The organism is Streptomyces sp. NPDC059895 (assembly GCF_042731035.1).
Classification (GTDB): domain Bacteria; phylum Actinomycetota; class Actinomycetes; order Streptomycetales; family Streptomycetaceae; genus Streptomyces.
The window spans coordinates 33092-51854 of record NZ_JBHWKO010000017.1; the positions used below are offsets into that span (position 1 = coordinate 33092).

13 protein-coding genes and 1 riboswitch are annotated in these 18763 nt (G+C 72.2%); of the genes, 9 read left to right on the forward strand and 4 right to left on the reverse strand.

From position 1 onward, the window contains the following. Positions 1–188 precede the first annotated feature (188 nt). From ACFV9M_RS20780 to ACFV9M_RS20805, 6 genes are all read left to right on the forward strand, one after another. Positions 189–2261, forward strand: coding sequence for an alpha-galactosidase (locus tag ACFV9M_RS20780; protein WP_385068779.1), 2073 nt, complete (start codon positions 189–191; stop codon positions 2259–2261). 307 nt (positions 2262–2568) lie between these two features. Continuing rightward, positions 2569–2726, forward strand: a riboswitch (cyclic di-AMP (ydaO/yuaA leader). A gap of 4 nt (positions 2727–2730) precedes the next feature. Next, positions 2731–3738: a peptidoglycan DD-metalloendopeptidase family protein gene (locus ACFV9M_RS20785; RefSeq protein WP_385068781.1), complete on the forward strand. Its 1008-nt coding sequence runs from the start codon at positions 2731–2733 to the stop codon at positions 3736–3738. 296 nt (positions 3739–4034) lie between these two features. Continuing rightward, complete coding sequence (locus ACFV9M_RS20790) at positions 4035–5909, forward strand: hypothetical protein (RefSeq protein ID WP_385068782.1); 1875 nt, start codon at positions 4035–4037, stop codon at positions 5907–5909. Positions 5910–5923: 14 nt separating this feature from the next. After that, positions 5924–6637: a DUF6250 domain-containing protein gene (locus ACFV9M_RS20795; protein ID WP_385068784.1), complete on the forward strand. Its 714-nt coding sequence runs from the start codon at positions 5924–5926 to the stop codon at positions 6635–6637. 146 nt (positions 6638–6783) lie between these two features. After that, a complete protein-coding gene (locus ACFV9M_RS20800; RefSeq protein ID WP_385068857.1) occupies positions 6784–7569 on the forward strand; it encodes an SGNH/GDSL hydrolase family protein in 786 nt (261 codons plus the stop codon). Positions 7570–7806: 237 nt separating this feature from the next. Then, positions 7807–8559: an SIMPL domain-containing protein gene (locus ACFV9M_RS20805; RefSeq protein ID WP_385068786.1), complete on the forward strand. Its 753-nt coding sequence runs from the start codon at positions 7807–7809 to the stop codon at positions 8557–8559. Between the two features lie 48 nt (positions 8560–8607). Here ACFV9M_RS20805 and ACFV9M_RS20810 read toward each other — a convergent pair whose 3' ends face one another. Beyond that, positions 8608–9228 carry a TetR/AcrR family transcriptional regulator gene (locus tag ACFV9M_RS20810; RefSeq protein WP_385068787.1) on the reverse strand — a complete coding sequence of 207 codons (621 nt, stop codon included), beginning with the start codon at positions 9226–9228 and terminating at the stop codon, positions 8608–8610. Positions 9229–9452: 224 nt separating this feature from the next. Between ACFV9M_RS20810 and ACFV9M_RS20815 the strand changes: the two genes are divergently transcribed. Next, positions 9453–10682, forward strand: coding sequence for an MBL fold metallo-hydrolase (locus ACFV9M_RS20815; RefSeq protein ID WP_385068789.1), 1230 nt, complete (start codon positions 9453–9455; stop codon positions 10680–10682). 201 nt (positions 10683–10883) lie between these two features. Here ACFV9M_RS20815 and ACFV9M_RS20820 read toward each other — a convergent pair whose 3' ends face one another. The 3 genes from ACFV9M_RS20820 to fxsT form a co-directional block, all read right to left on the reverse strand. Further along, positions 10884–12116, reverse strand: a complete 1233-nt coding sequence (locus ACFV9M_RS20820) for a cytochrome P450 (protein WP_385068791.1) — start codon at positions 12114–12116, stop codon at positions 10884–10886. Positions 12117–12145: 29 nt separating this feature from the next. Then, positions 12146–13063, reverse strand: coding sequence for a RimK family alpha-L-glutamate ligase (locus ACFV9M_RS20825; protein WP_385068793.1), 918 nt, complete (start codon positions 13061–13063; stop codon positions 12146–12148). Positions 13064–13321: 258 nt separating this feature from the next. Then, positions 13322–16213, reverse strand: a complete 2892-nt coding sequence (gene fxsT / locus ACFV9M_RS20830; RefSeq protein WP_385068795.1) for an FxSxx-COOH system tetratricopeptide repeat protein — start codon at positions 16211–16213, stop codon at positions 13322–13324. Between the two features lie 306 nt (positions 16214–16519). Between fxsT and ACFV9M_RS20835 the strand changes: the two genes are divergently transcribed. Both ACFV9M_RS20835 and ACFV9M_RS20840 read left to right on the forward strand, forming a co-directional pair. Continuing rightward, positions 16520–16939: a hypothetical protein gene (locus tag ACFV9M_RS20835; protein ID WP_385068797.1), complete on the forward strand. Its 420-nt coding sequence runs from the start codon at positions 16520–16522 to the stop codon at positions 16937–16939. Positions 16940–17422: 483 nt separating this feature from the next. Continuing rightward, on the forward strand, positions 17423–18763 hold a 1341-nt coding region (locus tag ACFV9M_RS20840), incomplete at its 3' end, for a sensor histidine kinase (protein ID WP_385102502.1).

Below are 18763 nucleotides of genomic sequence, written 5' to 3' on the forward strand. Positions count from 1 at the left end.
CGCGGCTCGGGTGGCCGACGGAACACTTCCCCGACCATACGGTAAGGATTCCCGGGGCCAACGGGTTGTCCACAGGCGGGCGTCCCCGGTGGCCCCGAATGGTTTTCCACAGGCGTTGCTCCGCGGGACACCGGCCCCTGATGATGTTGGTGCTTGATCGCACCTGTTCGAATCAGTGGGAGATCGTGATGCCCGAGTCCGCCGCCGACGGCCGTACCTGGCTCCTTTCCGGGCCGCACAGCAGCTACGCCGTCCATGTCACCGAGGCCGACGAGCTCGTGCACCTGCACTGGGGCCCCCGGCTCGCCCTCGCCGACGCCGAGGCGCTCGCCGTGCGCCCGCTGCCGGACTACTGGTCCTTCGAGTCCCCGCTCGACGGCCGGGAGGAGTATCCGGTCGAGGGCGGCGCCCGCTTCGCCCGCCCCGCCCTGTCCGTGCGCACCGTCGGCCGGCGCGGAACCGAGTGGACCTTCACCGGACACGAGACCGAGGGCGACGAACTGCGGCTGTGCTTCCGGGACGCCGGTCTGGCCGTCACCCTCCACTACCGGATGCGCGACGACGTCGTGGAGCGCTGGACGACCCTGCGCAACGACGGCGACGAGCCCCTGGAGCTGCTGCGCGCCGACTCCGCCACCTGGACCCTGCCCGACCGCGACGGCTGGCGCCTGTCCCAGCTGCACGGCCGCTGGGCCGCCGAGTCCCGTCTCACCCGCGCCCCCCTCACCTACGGCGAGAAGGTCATCGGCAGCCGCCGCGGCCACACCGGCCACCAGCACCTGCCCTGGGTGGCCCTGGACACCGACGCGACCGAGGAGCGCGGCGAGGTCTACGGCTGCGCCCTCGGCTGGTCCGGCTCCTGGCGGATCGCCGTGGCCCAACTGCCCGACGCGCGGGTGCAGATCACGGGCGGCGCCGGGTACGACGACTCGGGCCTGCTGCGGCTGGCGGCGGGGGAGTCCTTCACCACGCCGCTCTTCGCCGGTCTGTGGAGCGACGCAGGCTTCGGCGGCGCGAGCCGCGCCTGGCACGCCTACCAGCGCGCGTACGTGATCCCGGACGCCGAGCGGGACCGGCCCGTGCTGTTCAACTCCTGGGAGGCCACCTTCTTCGACATCTCGCAGGAGCAGCAGGCGGCCCTCGCGCGTCGCGCCGCGGCCATCGGCGTCGAGCTGTTCGTGGTCGACGACGGCTGGTTCGGTGCCCGCACCGGCGACCACGCGGGGCTCGGCGACTGGAGCCCCAACCCCGACCGCTTCCCGAACGGCCTCAAGCCGCTCGCGGACCAGGTCCACGGGCTCGGGATGCGGTTCGGTATCTGGGTCGAGCCCGAGATGGTCAATCCGGACAGCGACCTCTACCGGGCGCACCCCGACTGGGTCCAGTTCCAGCCCGGACGGAAGCGGACGGAGTTCCGCAATCAGCTCGTCCTCAACCTCGCCCGCGAGGACGTCCAGGAGTACCTCTGGCAGCAGCTCGACACCCTCCTGTCCAGCGCGCCCATCGACTACGTCAAGTGGGACTTCAACCGCTGCTTCACCGACGCCGGCTGGCCGGACGACCCCTACCCGCAGCGGCTCTGGGTCGACCATGTGCGCGCCCTGTACGCCCTGTTCGACCGGTTGCGGGCGGCTCACCCGGGCGTCGCCTTCGAGTCCTGCTCCGGCGGTGGCGGGCGGATCGACCTCGGCATCGTCGGCCGGACCGACCAGGTGTGGACGTCCGACAACACCGACCCGCTGGACCGGCTCGCCATCCAGCACGGCTTCAGTCAGGTGCACCCGGCGCGGATCATGGCAGCCTGGGTCACCGACAGCCCCAACACCCAGCTCAACGGCCGGACCAGTTCGCTGCGCTTCCGGTTCGTCAGTGCCATGGCCGGTGTGCTGGGCGTCGGCGGAGACCTCTCCGAGTGGACCGAGGAGGAGCTCGCCGAGGCGCGCGGCTGGGTCGAGCTCTACAAGGAGATCCGGCCCCTCGTGCAGCACGGCGACCTGTACCGGCTGCGGCCGCCGGAGGGCGGCCTGAGCGCCGTGCAGTACGTGCGCGGGGACGAGAGCGTCGTCCTCGCCTGGCTCCAGGCGCAGCGCTACGGCGAGCCGGCACCGGCGCTGCGGCTGCGCGGCCTGAACCCGGCAGAGTCGTACGAATGTCTTGAAACGGGCGAAGTGCACCGCGGGGCGGTGCTGCTGCACCACGGGTTGCGTACCGGGCTGCGGGGCGACCTCGATGCGGCGGTTATCCGACTGCGTCGCATCTGAGAGTTCTGTCCGGATTGGATTCCTTCATCACAACTCGCCCTCACATAAGGGCCCCTGGATACGCGTCACGTGAGGAGCGTCATATCCGTGACGGTGCGTCGCCCGTCATGCTCACGTAATCAAGGTGTTTCTCAGGGGTATTGCGAAAAGTCCGGGCGCCGTGGTGCACGGAAAGTGACGGGGAATTCTCACAGAGGATCAAGAGAAAGGCGTGAACAGCGCAACCTCTGCTTGTCCCTGTGCGTCTTGGTCGCTTACGTTCCACACCAATCCGGACGGACGCCCAATCCTGCCGCCGCTCGGAGCCCGCACACACTCACCCGTACGTGGCAGGAGCGGGGGACCCACAGGTAGTACCGCCTGTTCCGGTCTCCGGAACGGCTAGGGGTAAAGCCGTGCCTCGGCACGGCCGGGCATCTCCAGCCCGCACCCGACAGCTCACCTCGCAGGCGCCGGAGAGGAATTCGCCATGCCCGCGAAGGGTAAGCACCGCCGCCCCAAGACCCCGCGCTTCTCCCGTTCCATCGCCGTCGCCGGAACCGGCGGAGCCGCGCTCGCCCTCCCGCTCATGGGTGCCGCCGGCGCCCATGCCGCACCGGCCCCGTCGGCGGCCCAGTCGGTCTCCTCCGTCGCGGAGAAGGCCGTCCAGGCCGCTCCGGCCGCGCAGCAGGCCACCGCCGACGCCAAGTCCGCCACCAAGTCCGCCACCGAGACCCGGACCTACACGGTGCTGGCCGGCGACTACCTCGCGAAGATCGCGGACGAGCAGAGCGTCAGCGGCGGCTGGCAGGAGCTGTACGAGGACAACCGTGAGGCCGTCGGCGCGAACCCGTCGCTGATCCACCCGGGCCTCAAGCTGTCGATCGGCGAGAAGGCGGCCACGACCGGCACCACCAAGTCGCCGTCCACGTCGTCCGGTTCCTCCTCCTCGTCGAAGTCGTCGCAGTCTTCCAAGACGTCGCAGTCGTCGAAGTCCACGCAGTCCTCGACGTCGGCGAAGTCCTCCGGCTCCTCCGGCTCCTCCGCCGAGTCGACCACGCAGTCGGCCGAGAACACCACCGCCTCCAGCGGCTTCGTCCTCCCCGCGGCGGGCGCCGCCATCGGCACCCCGTACCGGATGTCCGGCAGCATGTGGTCCAGCGGCTACCACACCGGCGTCGACTTCGTCGTCTCGACCGGCACCTCCCTGAAGGCCGTCGGCGCGGGCACGGTCGTCTCCGCCGGCTGGGGCGGTGCCTACGGCAACCAGGTCGTCATCAAGCTCGCCGACGGCTACTACGCCCAGTACGCCCACCTGTCCTCGCTCTCCGTCTCGGCCGGCCAGACCGTCTCCGCGGGGCAGCAGATCGGCCTGTCCGGCGCGACCGGCAACGTGACCGGCCCGCACCTGCACTTCGAGATCCGCACCACGCCGAACTACGGCTCGGACATCGACCCGGTCGCCTACCTCCGCGCGCACGGGGTCTCCGTCGGCTGACCCCTCGCACGACCACCCGCCCGGCACGCCACCGAAGGCCGGACCCGTTCCCCCGGGTCCGGCCTTCGGTGTCTTTGCGCGTTCATGATCACTGTGTTGCGGTCGTATGGCAGGTCCCGCCGGACCGTCGACAGCGGGGACGAAGTCGGGACACAGTGATCCCGTCAGGGGGCAAGCGGTTTCCGCGACCCTTCCGCATGTCCGATCCCTCGAACGTCGTTCGGCACCGTGGACGGCGAACCGGGCCGTCGCGGGGTGGCCGACCACGCGACCACTCTCATCGTGAAGGACCACAAGTGAACCCCACCCGACGCCGAAGAACCGTCGCCGTCGCCGTCACCGCCGCCGCCCTGCTGGCCGGGCTCTTCTCCGCGCCCGCCGGCCAGGCCGCCGAGCAGCCGCGCCGGATCGTCGAGAACCTCGACCGCGGCCTGGTCGCCGTACCGTCCGGCGAGGGCACCTTCCTCAGCTGGCGCCTGCTCGGCACCGAGTACGCCCGCTACGGCGACGCCATCGCCTTCAACGTGTACAAGAACGGCCGCCGGCTCAACCGCGAGCCGATCAGGAAGTCGACGACCTACCAGGACGACTCCCCGGGCACGGGGACCTACACCGTGCGCGCGGTCGTCAACGGGCACGAGCAGCGGCCGAGTTCCGCCGCCCTCGACTTCGCCGACGGATACGCCGAGATCCCGCTCGCCGCGGCCGACGGCTACACCGTCCAGCACGCCTGGCCCGGCGACCTCGACGGCGACGGACGCTACGAGCTCGTCGTCAGCCGGCTCTCCCAGACCCGGGACAGGTCCGACCTGCTGGAGGCCTACACCCTCACCGGCGAGCGGCTCTGGCGGGTCGACCTCGGCCCCGGCTCCTACACCCAGGTCGGCGGGAACGGCGCCAACGACCCGGCGCCCGCCGCGATCAGCGGATCCACCGCGATCGGCGGCTACCGCAACGACGACAACGTCACCGTGTACGACCTCGACAGCGACGGCAAGGCCGAGGTGCTGGTGCACACGGCCGACGGCACCACCTTCGCGGACGGCGGGCGGGTCACCGCCGCCTCGCCCGCGAACCAGTTCGTCTCCGTGATCGACGGCGCCACCGGCACCGAGCGCACCCGGCAGCCCGTCCCCGACGACTTCGTCGCCGACGGGCCCTCCGGCGGCCACTTCGGCATCGCCTACCTCGACGGCGTCCACCCGAGCCTGGTCACCAAGCTGGTCACCCGCGTAGGCGCCAAGCGCGGCACCTTCCGGATCCTCTTCCAGACCTGGGACTTCGACGGCACGGACCTGACCCGCCGCTGGAAGTACGTCGTACCCTCCGACAGCGGCGCGACCAGCTTCCACCAGATCCGCACCGTCGACGTGGACAGCGACGGCCGGGACGAGATCGCCGACGGCAACTACGTCGTCAACAGCGACGGCACCCTGCGCTACGTCGTCGACGGCGCCGGGCACGGCGACCGCTTCCACATCGCCGACCTCGACCCCGACCGCCCCGGCCTGGAGGGCTTCGCCATCCAGCAGGCCGAGCTGGGCGTCGTCCCGAACTTCCCCTGGTACTACTACGACGCCGACACCGGCGAGCGCCTGGTCACCGGGCAGCACCCGGCCGACTGGGTGAACGACACCGACATCGACGTCGGCCGCGGCAGCACCGGCGACATCGACCCCGACCACCCCGGCTACGAGTACTGGACGTCCACCGCCGACGTCACCGCGCCGGGCGCGGGCGTCTACAACGTCCAGGACGGCAAGGTCTCCACGACCACGCCCAGCGTCAACTTCCGCATCTGGTGGGACGGCGACAAGGCGTCGGAGAACCTCGACTACACGTACGTCGAGAAGTGGGACCCGGCGACCCAGACCAGCACGAAGATCTTCGAGCCGTCCGGAGTCGTCTCCGGCGCCCGCAACGCCACCCCGTTCTACGGCGACATCCTCGGCGACTGGCGCGAGGAGATCCTCGCCGAGACCGCCGACCACACCGCCCTGCGCCTGTACACCACCACCGAGCCGACGAAGACGCGCCTCTACACGCTCGCCCAGAACCCCGGGTACCGCCTCGGCTGGACCGTGCGCGGCTATCTCCAGTCGACGTACACCGACTACTACCTCGGCACCGAGACCCGCCGCGTCCCCGCGCCCCACGTCACGACCCCCTGAAGGAGCCCTCTCCCGTGACCACTTCCCGCAGGGCCTTCGGGGCCCTGGCCGCCGGTGCGGCCCTGGCCGCGCTCGCCCCCGCCGCGGAGGCGAGCGCCGCACCCCGCCACCGCCGCCTGATCGCCCACGACGACTTCCGTCACGGTCTGCGCCAGTGGGCCGTCGAACTGGAGAAGGGCGGCACCGTCACCGCCTCCCGGGGCACCCTGGAGGTCGACGTGCCCGCCGGCGCGACCATCTGGTTCAAGCAGCGGCTCGAAGGGCCGTACGTCCTGGAGTACACCGCCACGCCGGTCTCAGCGGGCGGCGCCAACGACCGCGTCTCGGATCTCAACAACTTCTGGAACGCCGTCGACGCCCGCTCCCCGGACGACCTCTTCGCCACCGAGAGGAACGGCGCGCTCGCCGAGTACGACCACCTGAAGACGTACTACGTCGGCTACGGCGCCAACACCAACACCACCACCCGGCTGCGCCGCTACGTCGGCCAGGCGGGGGTCCGGCCGCTGGTCTACGACTACACCGAGCCGCTGCTGGTGGCGAACGAGCCGAACCACGTCCGCATCGTCTCCGACGGTTCCACCGTCCGGTGGTGGAACAACGGGCGGCTCGTCTTCGACTACACCGACCCGGAGCCGTACACCGCGGGGCACTTCGCGTTCCGCACCACGTGGAGCCACTTCCGGATCAGCGACTTCCGGGTGTGGTCACTGCGTCGACACGGCTGACGGCAGACCTTATTCCCACATTGGTGAATTCTTTAGGAGTGGCTTATCTCACCGCCCGTCAACCCCTTCCTACGGTCGCGTAAGTCACATTCGAAGGTGAATCATGCACTGTTGTGGCAGACGATTCGAAGAGTGACAGCAGATCAGTGATCGGGTCGTACGTGGCGGTGGGGGACAGCTTCACCGAAGGCGTCGGCGACCCCGGCCCCGACGGGGCGTTCGTCGGCTGGGCCGACCGGTTCGCGGTGCTCCTCGCGGACCGGCGGCCCGAGGGCGACTTCCGGTACACCAATCTGGCGGTGCGCGGGAAGCTGCTCGACCAGGTCGTGGCGGACCAGCTTCCCCAGGCCGTCGGACTCGCGCCCGACCTTGTCTCCTTCTGTGCGGGCGGCAACGACATCCTCCGTCCCGGCACCGACCCGGACGAGGTCGCCGAGCGCTTCGAGCGGGCGATCGCCGCACTGACCGCGGTGGCCGGGACGGTCATGGTGACGACCGGCTTCGACACGCGCGGCATCCCGGTGCTCAAGCACCTGCGCGGCAAGATCGCCACCTACAACGGGCATGTGCGCGCGGTCGCCGACCGGTACGGCTGCCCGGTGCTCGACCTGTGGTCCCTGAAGTCGATCCAGGACCGCCGGGCCTGGGACCACGACCGGCTCCACCTCTCTCCCGAGGGGCACACGCGCGTCGCGCTGCGCGCCGGACAGGTCCTCGGACTGGAGGTGCCGGCCGACCCCGAGCAGTCCTGGCCGCCGCTCCCGCCGCGCGGCACCCTCGAGGTGCGGCGCGACGACGTGCACTGGGCGCGCGAGTTCCTGGTGCCGTGGATCGGTCGCCGGCTGCGCGGGGAGTCCTCGGGCGACCACGTGACCGCCAAGGGAGCGCTGTCGCCGGACGACATCAGGACATGGATCGCCTCGGTGGCGTGAGCCCCGGCGGAGCGCGGCCGGCCGCCCCGTGCCGCCGGCCGGCCGCGTTCCGCCCGTGAGGTGGGCGGGCGCACTCGGTCCGTAGGCGGGCGGGCGTGCTCGGTCCGTGTGGTGGGCGGGCGCCAGTGCTCGACCGGTGAGGTGAGCCTGCGGGAGTGGCGCCCCCGCGCCGACCGGGCCGGGTGCTGGGATGACCGTACGTCGCCCCCACGCCCACGCCCGAAGGAACGATCCAGCATGTGCCGTCCCCGCACACCGGCCGCCGTCGCCGTCGTGACCCTCCTGGCCCTCGGCCTCCCGGCCGTCGCCGTGCCCACCGCGACCGCGCTGGCGGCGCGCCCCGCGGCTCCGGCCCGCCTCGCGCCCAGCCCCGCCACCGTCACCGTGACCGGCGACGGCAGCGCGAGCGCCGCCCCCGACCTCGCCGTCGTCGCCGCGGGCGTCGAGACCGTCGCCGAGACCCCGCAACGGGCCGTCGAGACGCAGGCCAGGGCGGCGGACGCGCTGCTGGCGGCCGTCCGCGCCCAAGGGGTGGCCGACCGCGACATCCGCACCGAGAACGTGACCCTCGGCCCGGTCCACGACACCACGGACGGCACCTCCCGTCCGACGGGCTACCAGGCCGGACAGTCCTTCTCGGTGACGGTCCGCGAGGTGAAGCGGACCGGGGCCGTGCTCCAGGCGATCACCGACGCCGCCGGTGAGGCGGGCCGGATCAACTCCGTCTCGTTCGGCGTCTCCGACCCGGCCCCGCTCCAGGCCCGCGCCCGGCAGGCCGCGCACGACGACGCCCACGCCAAGGCCGTCCAGTACGCCCGCCTCAGCGGCCACCGTCTCGGCCGCCTCGTCTCCTTCAGCGAGGACGCCGCCGGCCACCCGCGCCCCGTCCCGGCGGCCGTGGACGCCGTCGCCATCGGCGCCGGCGTACCGGTGGCGACGGGTCTGATCCGGGCGACGGCGACGGTGACGGCGGTGTACGAACTGGACTGAGGCGGGGTCCACCAGGGGCGCACCCCGGCCCGCGCCCCTCCGCGGCCCTCAGCGCCCCTGGACGCTCACCGCCCGCGCCTCCAGCCCGAGTTCCCGGGCCAGCGCCTCGTCCACCCACTCCCGGGCCCGGGCCCGGGACACCGCACCCTTGTAGGACGTCAGTTGCACGGCGAGACCGTCGAGCAGGGCCGTCAGGCGCAGGGCGGTGCCGAAAGGGTCGGGGCAGCGGAACTCGCCCGCTGCCACCCCCTGGGCGATGACCTCGGTGAGCGCGGCCTTCCACTGCCGGTCGAGGTGGCGGGCGACGTCGCGCAGGGCGGGCTCGCGCAGGGACACCGCCCAGCCCTCTATCCACAGCCGCCAGCCCTTGGCCTGGCCGGTGGGCGCGTACCAGCGCACGGCCGACCGCAGCCGGCGCAGGGCGGTGGTGCGGCGGCCGAGCAGCCCGCGCAGGCGCGTCAGGTCGTCCTCGGCGGCGTACGCGAACGCGTCGGCGACAAGTTTCTCCTTGGTCGAGAAGTGGTAGAGCACCAGCGCGTTGCTCACGCCGAGCGACGCGGCCACGTCGGCGATCCTGACCGCCGCCACGCCCCGCGCCTCGATCTGCTCGATGGCGGCCTTCAGCAACTCCTCGCGCCGCTCGGCCACACTCAACCGGACTCTTGCCACGCGGTCACCCTACACAGGGCCCGCGACCTGCGCCGACGTCGTCGACGGGAGCGATCGGAGCGCCTCGCGTCCACAAACAGCCGGGGCCCGCCCACGAGTTCGCGGTCGGGCCGCCGTGTCGGCGCGGGGCGGCGGGGGCCCGGGACGGGAGGCGGGGGGCGGTCCGGCGCCGCCGCCCGGGCCGACCATAATGGGAATCCTCAGCGACTCCACCTGGAGGTACCGTGGCCGGTTTCCGTACCCTGAGCCCCGGGCTCCGCGCGCTGCAGCCCGAGGCCTTCGGCGCGGACCCGAGCGGTGAGCGCCTGGCGCGCATCCGCAGATCGCCCCACTTCAAGGACGGGGTCTTCCAGAACCCCGGCGGCCCGGCGCGCACCCGCCCCTCGGGCTCCGCCCTCGACTTCGCCAAGGCGTACTTCGACAAGGACTCCCGCCCCCGCCGCGCCCCCGCCGGCACGGTCCCGGTGCACGCCACCACCGTCGCCGACCTCGCCAAGCCGCCCGCCACTGATCTGCGTCTGACGTGGCTGGGCCACTCCAGCGTGCTCGCGGAGATCGACGGGCAGCGCGTGCTGTTCGACCCGGTCTGGGGCGAGCGCTGCTCCCCCTTCCCCTTCGCGGGCCCCAAGCGGCTGCACCCCGTCCCGCTCCCGCTCGCCGCCCTGGGCCCGGTCGACGTCGTGGTCATCTCGCACGACCACTACGACCACTTGGACATGCCCACGATCAAGGCGCTGGCCGGCACGGACACCCTGTTCGCCGTCCCGCTCGGGGTCGGCGCCCACCTGGAGCACTGGGGCGTGTCCGCGGACCGGCTGCGCGAGCTGGACTGGCACGAGGCGACCAAGGTCGGCGGACTCACCCTCACCGCCACCCCGGCCCGCCACTTCTGCGGGCGCGGACTGCGCAACACCCAGCACACCCTGTGGGCCTCCTGGGTGGTCGCCGGTGACGAGCACCGCATCTACCACAGCGGTGACACCGGCTACTTCGAGGGCTTCCGGGACATCGGCGCCGAGCACGGCCCGTTCGACGCGACGATGATCCAGATCGGCGCGTACTCCGAGCTCTGGCCCGACATCCACATGACGCCCGAGGAGGGCCTGCGCGCCCATCTCGACCTCCAGGGCGGCCCCGGGGGTGTGCTCCTGCCCATCCACTGGGCCACGTTCAACCTCGCCACGCACGCGTGGGCCGAACCCGGTGAGGGCACCCTGGCCGCCGCGCGCGCGGCCGGTGCGCCCCTCGCGCTGCCCCGGCCCGGCGAGCCCTTCGAGCCGACCACCGGGACCGTCCCGGCCGAGCCGTGGTGGCGGGACGTGGCACTGGCCCCGGCGGGCGGCTGGCGGCCCCTGGTCGAGGTGGTGGCGACGCCCGAGGCCGACACGGACGGTGACGGCTCGAAGGGCGCGGCGGAGGGCGGCGAGACCCCGGAGGCGGTGCCGGCGGGCTGAGCGGAGAGGCCGTGCCCGGGCGGCCCGTGCCCGGGCGGCCCGTGCCCGGGCGGCCCGTGCCCGGACGGTCCGTGCCCGGACGGTCCGTGCCCGGACGGTCCGTGCCCGGACGGTCCGAGGCCGGGCGCGCGGTCGTCCTCCGAGACGCTGGTGACGCGCGACGGCGCCGGACAGCGGTGACGCACCGACGGTGCCGGACGATCAGACGGGGCCGTCGGTGTCCCAGGTGGTCAGGAGGTGCTCGAGTCCGCCCGTCACGGTCGCCTCGGCCAGTACGTGCCGCTGCCCCGGAGACGCCGTGCCGAGCCCCGGGAAGCGGGCGAGTGCGGCGAGGTAGACGCCCAGTTCGAGCCGGGCGAGCGCGGCGCCCAGGCAGTAGAAGGTGCCGTGCCCGAAGGCGATGTGCGGATTGGGGTGCCGGTGTATGTCGAAGCGCCCGGCGTCGGGGAAGACGCGTTCGTCCCGGTTGGCGGACTGGAAGGACAGGACGATCAGGTCGCCCGCCGCGACCGTGGCGTGCGGCAGGGGGATGTCGGTGCGCGCGTAGCGGGGTATCCAGCTGCCGCCCGGCACCGCGAGACGGAAGATCTCCTCCACCGCCCCCGGTATCAGCGCCGGGTCGCCCGTGAGCGCCCGGAGCTGCTCGGGATGGTCGAGGAGGTAGGCGGTGCCGTGGACGATGCGGGTGGAGATGGTGTCGTAGCCGGCGAGGAACACGTCCAGGACGGCGTCCGCCCACTCCTCGCGAGTGAGCCGGTGGGCTTCCGGCCGGGCGAGCGCCAGGTCCTGGAGGAGGGTGTCGTCCGCCGTGGAGTCGCGGGCCTCGGCCCGGACGTCGTCGAGTGCCCGGTCGATCCGCTGCCGGAGGGCGCCGCGACGGGCGGCCGCCTCCCGGGCCATGCCGTGTGCGCGGGCCGTGTCGGACCACGCGACCAGAGCGGGCCGCAGGGCGTGCGGAAGTCCCAGGAGGTCGCAGATGACCGTCGCCGCGAAGGGCTGGGCCAGACCTGTGCGCACGTCCATCGGCGGCCCTTCGGCGAGCCGGTCCGCCACGATCCGCCCCAGCACCTCCTCCACGTGCTGCCTGAGCTCCGCGACACGTCGGCTGCTGAAGTGCCGTGACAGCGTGTGCCGCCAGCGGGAGTGGACCGCGAACTCGTCCGCGTGACCGCTCTGCGGTTCCATGAGCGCGGCGTCCCACAGGCGGGGCGCCCGCGAGGGATCCGCGTGCGACTTGCCCACGCGCGGGTCACCGCACATGGTCCTCACGCCGTCGTGGCTGGTCACCAGCCACGCGCTGTCCCCGGTGGAGGTGGGCAGGCGGTCGATGCCCGGCCCCTGGCGCAGGACCGGGAACTGCGGGGGTTCTCCCAGGTGCGCCGGACAGCGATAGGGGAGAGCAGCCTCATCGTGCGACTCGTCGGCCGTGACCACCGCTGCCCTCCCCGTTGTGGCGCGATCTCTCAGCGCGATTCCGCTACTTGACGGTCCTTCAGCTCACTGGCGCGTACGGCGGTGTCGACGATGGCGCGTGTCACGGTGGGCAGGGAATCGGGCTGCACCGCGAGGAAGAGGTTCGGCTCGACGAGTTCCAGCTCCATCACGGTGGGCCGGCCGTTCTCGTCGTCCACCATGTCGACGCGCGCGTAGAACAGGCGCTGTCCGTCCGGTACCACCGACAGCGCGCTCCGGGCGACCTCGACCTCGTGCTGCGTGGGGTTCCACGGCTCCAGGCCCGGGTGGGCGACCTTGCGCTGGTCGAACGGGACGTTCGGTGCCAGTACGGCGTTCTTCCGGATGGCGTGCAGCAGGGCTCCGTCGAAGAAGACCAGGGCGCGTTCGCCGCTCGAGTCGATCGCCGTCATGTAGGGCTGGACCATCGCGGTGAAGCCCTCGCCGTGCATGCGGCGGATCTGCTGCAGGGCCGTGTCGCGGTCGGCCGGCTGATACCGGGCCGCGTAGCGCGCGCCCGCTCCGACCGCGGGTTTCACGACGAACTCGTGCGAGGCCGGCAGGGCGGGCTCCGTGCCCGGCGCGACGTAGTGGGTCCTCACCACCGGGACGTCCGCCTCCGCGAGGCGGGAGAGATAGTACTTGTCCGCGCTCCAGCGCACCACGGACGGCGGGTTGAGAAGAGTGGTCAGGGAACTGACCCGCTCCACCCATTCCATGAATTCCACCGACCGCCAGGTGTAGTCCCAGGTGGACCTGATCACCACGAGGTCGAATTCCTCCCACGCGGCTTCCGGGTCGTCCCAGTTGACGGAAACGGCCTTGACGCCTTCCTCGTTCAGGGCCGCCAGAAGCAGCGGCATGTCGTGATCGACGTTGATCTCCGGACGCGGCCTGGTGGTCGCCAACGCGATCTTGACATCCGGCATGACTCATTCCTTACTCGGGACGACATGACGGGAGGCACGCTACTAGCGGGCATGGAAGTGCACGGAACTCCCCCGAACCGGAATCCGGTGTGTGCTATCCGTGGCACCGGATACCGCTGTTTCCGGTGCTCGCCCATTCACTCTCGCGAAATGATCGGAAGTTGACGCCCCGACAATCGTAAGTGCGCCGCGCGCCGTCTGGCTATCGGTGTGACCATTATTGGCGGAATCCGGCCGCTTTTCGTCGCCGCGGCATGGTCATTTTTTCCGCCCGGGTGTACGACGTTCGCTGATCTTTTCCAGGAGATCCACCGCGTTTCTCGTCTCCGGATGATCGTCGCCGAGCACGCGCCGATAGCGCCGTACGGTCTCCTCCTGGAGCTCCGCCGCGCGGTCGAGCCGGTGCAGGTGCAGCAGGATCTCGCACAGGGCCTGCCCGGCGCGCAGACTCTGCGGGTGGTCGGCGCCCAGGATCTGGCGGGAGCGGGCGAGCGTCGTCTCCTGGAGAGCCAGGGCCGGTTGCAGACGCCCCAGCTTGCGCAGGATGGTCGCGTAGGAGACGGCGGCACGGAGCGTGTAGGGGTGCTCCTCGCCGAAGGTGCGCCGGCAGCGTTCCAGCGTGTCCTCGTCCAGCGCCCGCGCCTCGGCGTACTCGCCGAGGGCGATGAGGTCGGCCGCGAGGTGGTTCGCCGACCGCAGGGTGTCGGGGTGGTCGTCGCCCAGGACGCGCCGGTAGCGGGCCAGCGTGTCCTCGTGGAGCCGTCTGGCCTCGTCGTGGTGGCCCAGTGTGCCGAGGTCGACCGCCAGGTGGTTGGCGGAGTGCAGGGAGTGCGGATGGTCCTCGCCCAGGACCTGGCGGTACGCGTCGAGCGTCGCCGCCTGCAGGGCCCTGGCCTCCTCGTACCGTCCGAGGAGTCTGAGGTTGATCGCCGAGCCGTGGGCCAGCCGGAGGGTGTCGGTGTGCTTCCGGCCCAGGACACGCCGGTACCGCGGCAGCGTGTCGTCGTACAGGACCCGGGCCTCTTCGTAGCGGCCCTGTTCGCGCAGGGCGCGGGCGAGGCACCGGGTCACCCACAGGACATGCACGTCGTCGGGGCCGAGGTCGCGCAGCCAGGCCTCGCGCAGGGAGCGCGCGAGCCGGGCTCCGGCGTCCGCGTCGCCCCGCTCGATCAGGTACCACGACGTGTCGCAGGAGAGCGTGCGCAGGTGCGGGTCGGTCGGTGTGGTCGGCTCCACGCCGAGCAGGTGGGGCACGATGCGGGCCCATTCCGGCCAGGTCGCCGGGTCCTCGGGGTCGCCCGGGCGGTTGGCGACCAGCAGGGCGCGCGCGTGGCGGCGGATGCGCTCCCGTGAGCTGGCGGGCAGCAGATCGCGGATCACCCCCTGGACGAGCCGGTGGAGCCGGACGCCGTCGCGGTTGCTCTTGGCCAGGCCGAACCGGACGGCTGTGCCGATGGCGCGGCGCAGGAGCATCTCGTCACCCGCGACCTCGGCGAGCGGCGCCAGGGCCTCGTCGTCGCCCGCGGTGATGTCGTCCACCGCCATGAGCCAGCGCACCGGAATGGACTCGGGGGCGAGCAGGGCGCACACCCGCACGGTGGTCAGCCCGATGGGGTCGGCCCGGGTGAGCTGGTCGAGACTGAGCCCGATCACCGCGGCCAGGGACCGCGGGTAGTCCCCCGCCTCGCCCTCGCTCAGCAGGGCGGCGGGGTGGGTGTGCAGCAGCTGGACGTAGTCGCCGACCTCGGTGGCCGTCTCGGCCAGGAAACCGCCGGCCTGGCACAGGGCGAGGGGAAGGTAGTCCAGTTCCTCGGCCAGCGACTCCGCCTCGCTCCGGCTGAGTTCGGGGCAGTGGGCCTGGAGCAGGGCGACGGACTCGGACTCCCCCATGACGTCGACCGGCACCGTGGCGGCGACGCGTTCCCAGCCACCGGCCCGTGACGTGATCAGCACGTGCCCGGGTCCGCCGGGCAACCACTCGGAGACGGCCGCTCGCTCCTCGGCGTTGTCGAAGATGATCAGCCAGCGGTCCCGGCCGCGCAGCTGCGACTTCACGACGGCGGCCGCCGTCGCCGTGTCGGTGCCCTGCTCGACGAGCCCCAGTTCGACGGCGAGCGCGGCGATCTGCTCGCCGACGAGCGAGGGGTCCTCGGCCGCGACCCACCAGACGAGGTCGTACGCGTCCGAGTGCCGGTGGGCGTACTCCACGGCGATCTGGGTCTTACCGACCCCTCCGGGCCCCCGTAACGTCTGGACCATGGAGGGGCCGCCCTGGCCGAACCGCTGCCGCAGCGCGCGCAGGATGTTCTCCCTGCCGGTGAACTCGGGATTGCGCGGCTCCAGGTTCCAGATCGCGGGCAGCGCGCCCGCCACCCGGCCTCGGGAGGCGGGCGGGGCAGGCCGCTGCTCCGCCACCTCGGACCCCACCAGGACCACAACCTCGGAGCCGTCCGCCGGCTCCGGCCTCGCGGCGCCCGCCGCCGGGGGCGGCGAGGAGCGCAGAGCGGCGAGCAGCTGCTGGGCGCCGAGCGTCTCGAAGTGGTCGGCGCCCAGCTCCTTCGCGCACTCGCCGGTCAGCAGTTCCGCCGCCATCTCCGCGTCGCCGTACCGGCCCTGCGCGATCAGCACCTCCACGATGCCGCGCTGCGCGCGGACGAGGGCCTGGGCGTCGGAGGCGGGCGAGACCCGCTGCAACTCGACCACGGTGGCGTAGACGGCCTCCGCCTCCGCCCAGTGGCCCTGGCGTTGCAGCGCCGCGCCCACGGCCGTCCACGCCCTGGCGGCCTGTTCGAGGGCCTGGCTCTGGTGTCGCAGACGGGTGCGCAGTTGTGATGCCTGTTCTTCCAGTTCGCTGATCTGCTTCCTGGTGTGGACGACGAGTTGCGGAGGGTGCGCCTCACGGCCCTCCGTCGGCTCGGTGACCTTGTATTGCACCGCCAGTCGATTCCAGGTGTTTTCCCACGCCTGCATCTCGCCCGGCTGGATTCCGCACAACTCGACGAAGGTCAGCAGAAAGGCCTTGCTGGGGAACCTGCGTCCGCGCAGGACCTCACCGAGCGTGGTGCGGGGCAGTGCCCGTCCCCTTCCCAGGGCGGCGGCGGATTTCTCGAGATCCCGGTACGAAGGGCTGTCGGCCCTGGCGCGGAGCATGCGCAGAAAACGCGCGAGATCCTCTTTGCTGTTGGCCGGAGAGGGATCGATACGACCCTCTGCCTCTTGATCCATTGACTCCCCCGACTTCGGGGACGCTGTCCGGCAGCGTCCCGAAACGTCCACCAGGATAGGTGTCCCAAGCCAAGCCGGGACAGTGATTGTCCCAACTTGGTGATACGCCGTCCCACCGCGAGTTGTTCAGGAGCCGGGTTTCATCTGGCTTTGGCATGACGGATGGTGGGACACCCTGTGGCCTGCTCCTATGAAGCGAGGGAACTCCCGTCGGCGTGCAAGGAGGAATCGGTGAGCAGGACCTCCAGGCTCTGGTCCCGGGTCGAAATGATGCTGCACCTGGTGCGGTCCGCACTCGTGGGCGAGGAAGCGTCACCGTCCCGGACGGCTTATGGAAATCAGGTGGTGGTCCTCGGTGCTCTCGGAGGCGCGGGCGCCGGTCTCGCGATGACCTGGCTGGGGGCCTCGGCGGTGGACGCGGGGAGTTTCGGCCTCGCCGCCGGGGCGGCGATCGTGAAGGTGCTGTCCGGGCCGCGCCGGGGCGGGACCTCCGAAGGGGCGCCGGACGGAGCCGGCGGGGGAGGGCCGGTGGTGGATCCGTCCGGCGCGCCCGTGGGCGACGACCTCGCGTCCGGGCGCACGGTCGACGCGCCCCAGGGCTCCGACGGCGGCCGGCCGCGCGGCGAACTCGACCCGTGCGACGAGGGGTGACCCTCCCGTGGAGCCTGCCCCGAGACACGCCACCCCGAGCCAACGCTGATACGCAGAGTGATGTTTCGGGTGTGCCGAGGAGGAGCCGTCGGACGGCTCGGAGCCGCCGTGGAGGGGTGGGGGTGTGACGGCCCGTCGGGGGCCGGTACGACGGCGGGGTCCCGGGGGTGAGGAACTCCCGGGGCCTCGCCTTCTGTTCAAGACCGGCCGTGACCAGGTCTGATCGACTTCTTTCGACTCCGGCACCGACAGTGTCGACGTGTTATCGGTCCTGCGTGCGAGACCTCATACCAGAGCGGGACCCTGGCCGGGTGACTTTGTCAACTGCCCACCGCACATGATGCGTTGCCGACTACTGTGAGTGTCCGTCGGACGACGTGCGGCCGAATTTCCGGCTCTCTCGACCGACACCGCGATGGCGCATGCCCGAGCCGCGCACCCCCCCGCACCACCACGCCCGACGGACACAGTACGAGGACCCCGATGTCTCACCTCCGCGCACCGGCCGCACGCGCAGACCGCCGTGAGGGCGGACGGCACGGACGACCGGTCGCCCGCACCGCTCCCGCACCGGCCGAGACACACATACGGCCCCAGCTCCTCCGGCTCGCCGTGCTCCCCCCGACCGCCGTCGCCCTCAGCGCCTGCGCGGCCGTGCTGTTCGCCGTCCGCTCCACCGGCACCCGGCCCGGCCCGACCCTGTGGGCCGTGCTGGCCGGCGCCGTCGGTGTGACCACCGCCGGCATCCTGATCGCCGCGGTGGCCGCCGACCGCGCCGCCCGCTCCGTCACCGACCGCCTCGACGCCCTGCGCCAGGACAGCGCACGTGACGCGGCCGACCTGCGCGCCCTGCTCGACATGCTGCGCCGCGGCGAGGTCCCGCCCCGGCGCACCACGCGCGGCCGCCCGCCCGCCGACGCCGACGAGTTCGAACTGCTCGCCGCCGACCTGTCCCGCGCCCACGACGCGGCCGCCGACGCCGTCGTCCGGGCGGCCCAGCTCTCCAGCCAGGCCGGCAGCGAACAGAAGCTCGAGGTCTTCGTCAACCTCGCGCGGCGTCTTCAGTCGCTCGTGCACCGCGAGATCTCGATCCTCGACGAGCTGGAGAACGAGATCGAGGACCCCGACCTCCTCAAGGGCCTCTTCCACGTCGACCACCTCGCCACCCGCATCCGCCGCCACGCCGAGAACCTCGCCGTGCTCGGCGGGGCGGTCTCCCGGCGGCAGTGGAGCAACCCGGTCTGCATGACCGAGGTGCTGCGCTCCGCCATCGCCGAGGTCGAGCAGTACTCGCGGGTCAAGCTGGTGCCGCCGATCGACGGCGAGCTGCGCGGACACGCCGTCGCCGACGTCATCCACCTGCTCGCCGAACTCGTCGAGAACGCCACCGTGTTCTCCGCCCCGCACACCCAGGTGCTGCTGCGCGCCAACCTCGTCACCTCCGGTCTGGCCGTCGAGGTGGAGGACCGCGGGCTCGGCATGCCCGTCGAGGAACAGAGCCGGATGAACGACCTGCTCGCCGACCCCGACCAGGTCAACGTCGGCCGCCTGCTGGCCGACGGCCGCATCGGCCTCTACGTCGTCTCCCAGCTCGCCCGCCGGCACGGCATCCGGGTCCGCCTCCAGACCAACATCTACGGCGGGGTCCAGGCCGTACTCGTGGTACCGCAGGCCGTGCTGGGCTCGGCGCCGGGCGCGCCCGTGCCGCAGACGGAGGAACACGGCGGGGGAGGGGCACCGGACGCGGACGGCGAGCGGGCGCGCGGGGCCCGGACGCGGGAAGCCCGGGCGATCCAGGCCCCGGCTCCGGCTTCGCCTGTGGGG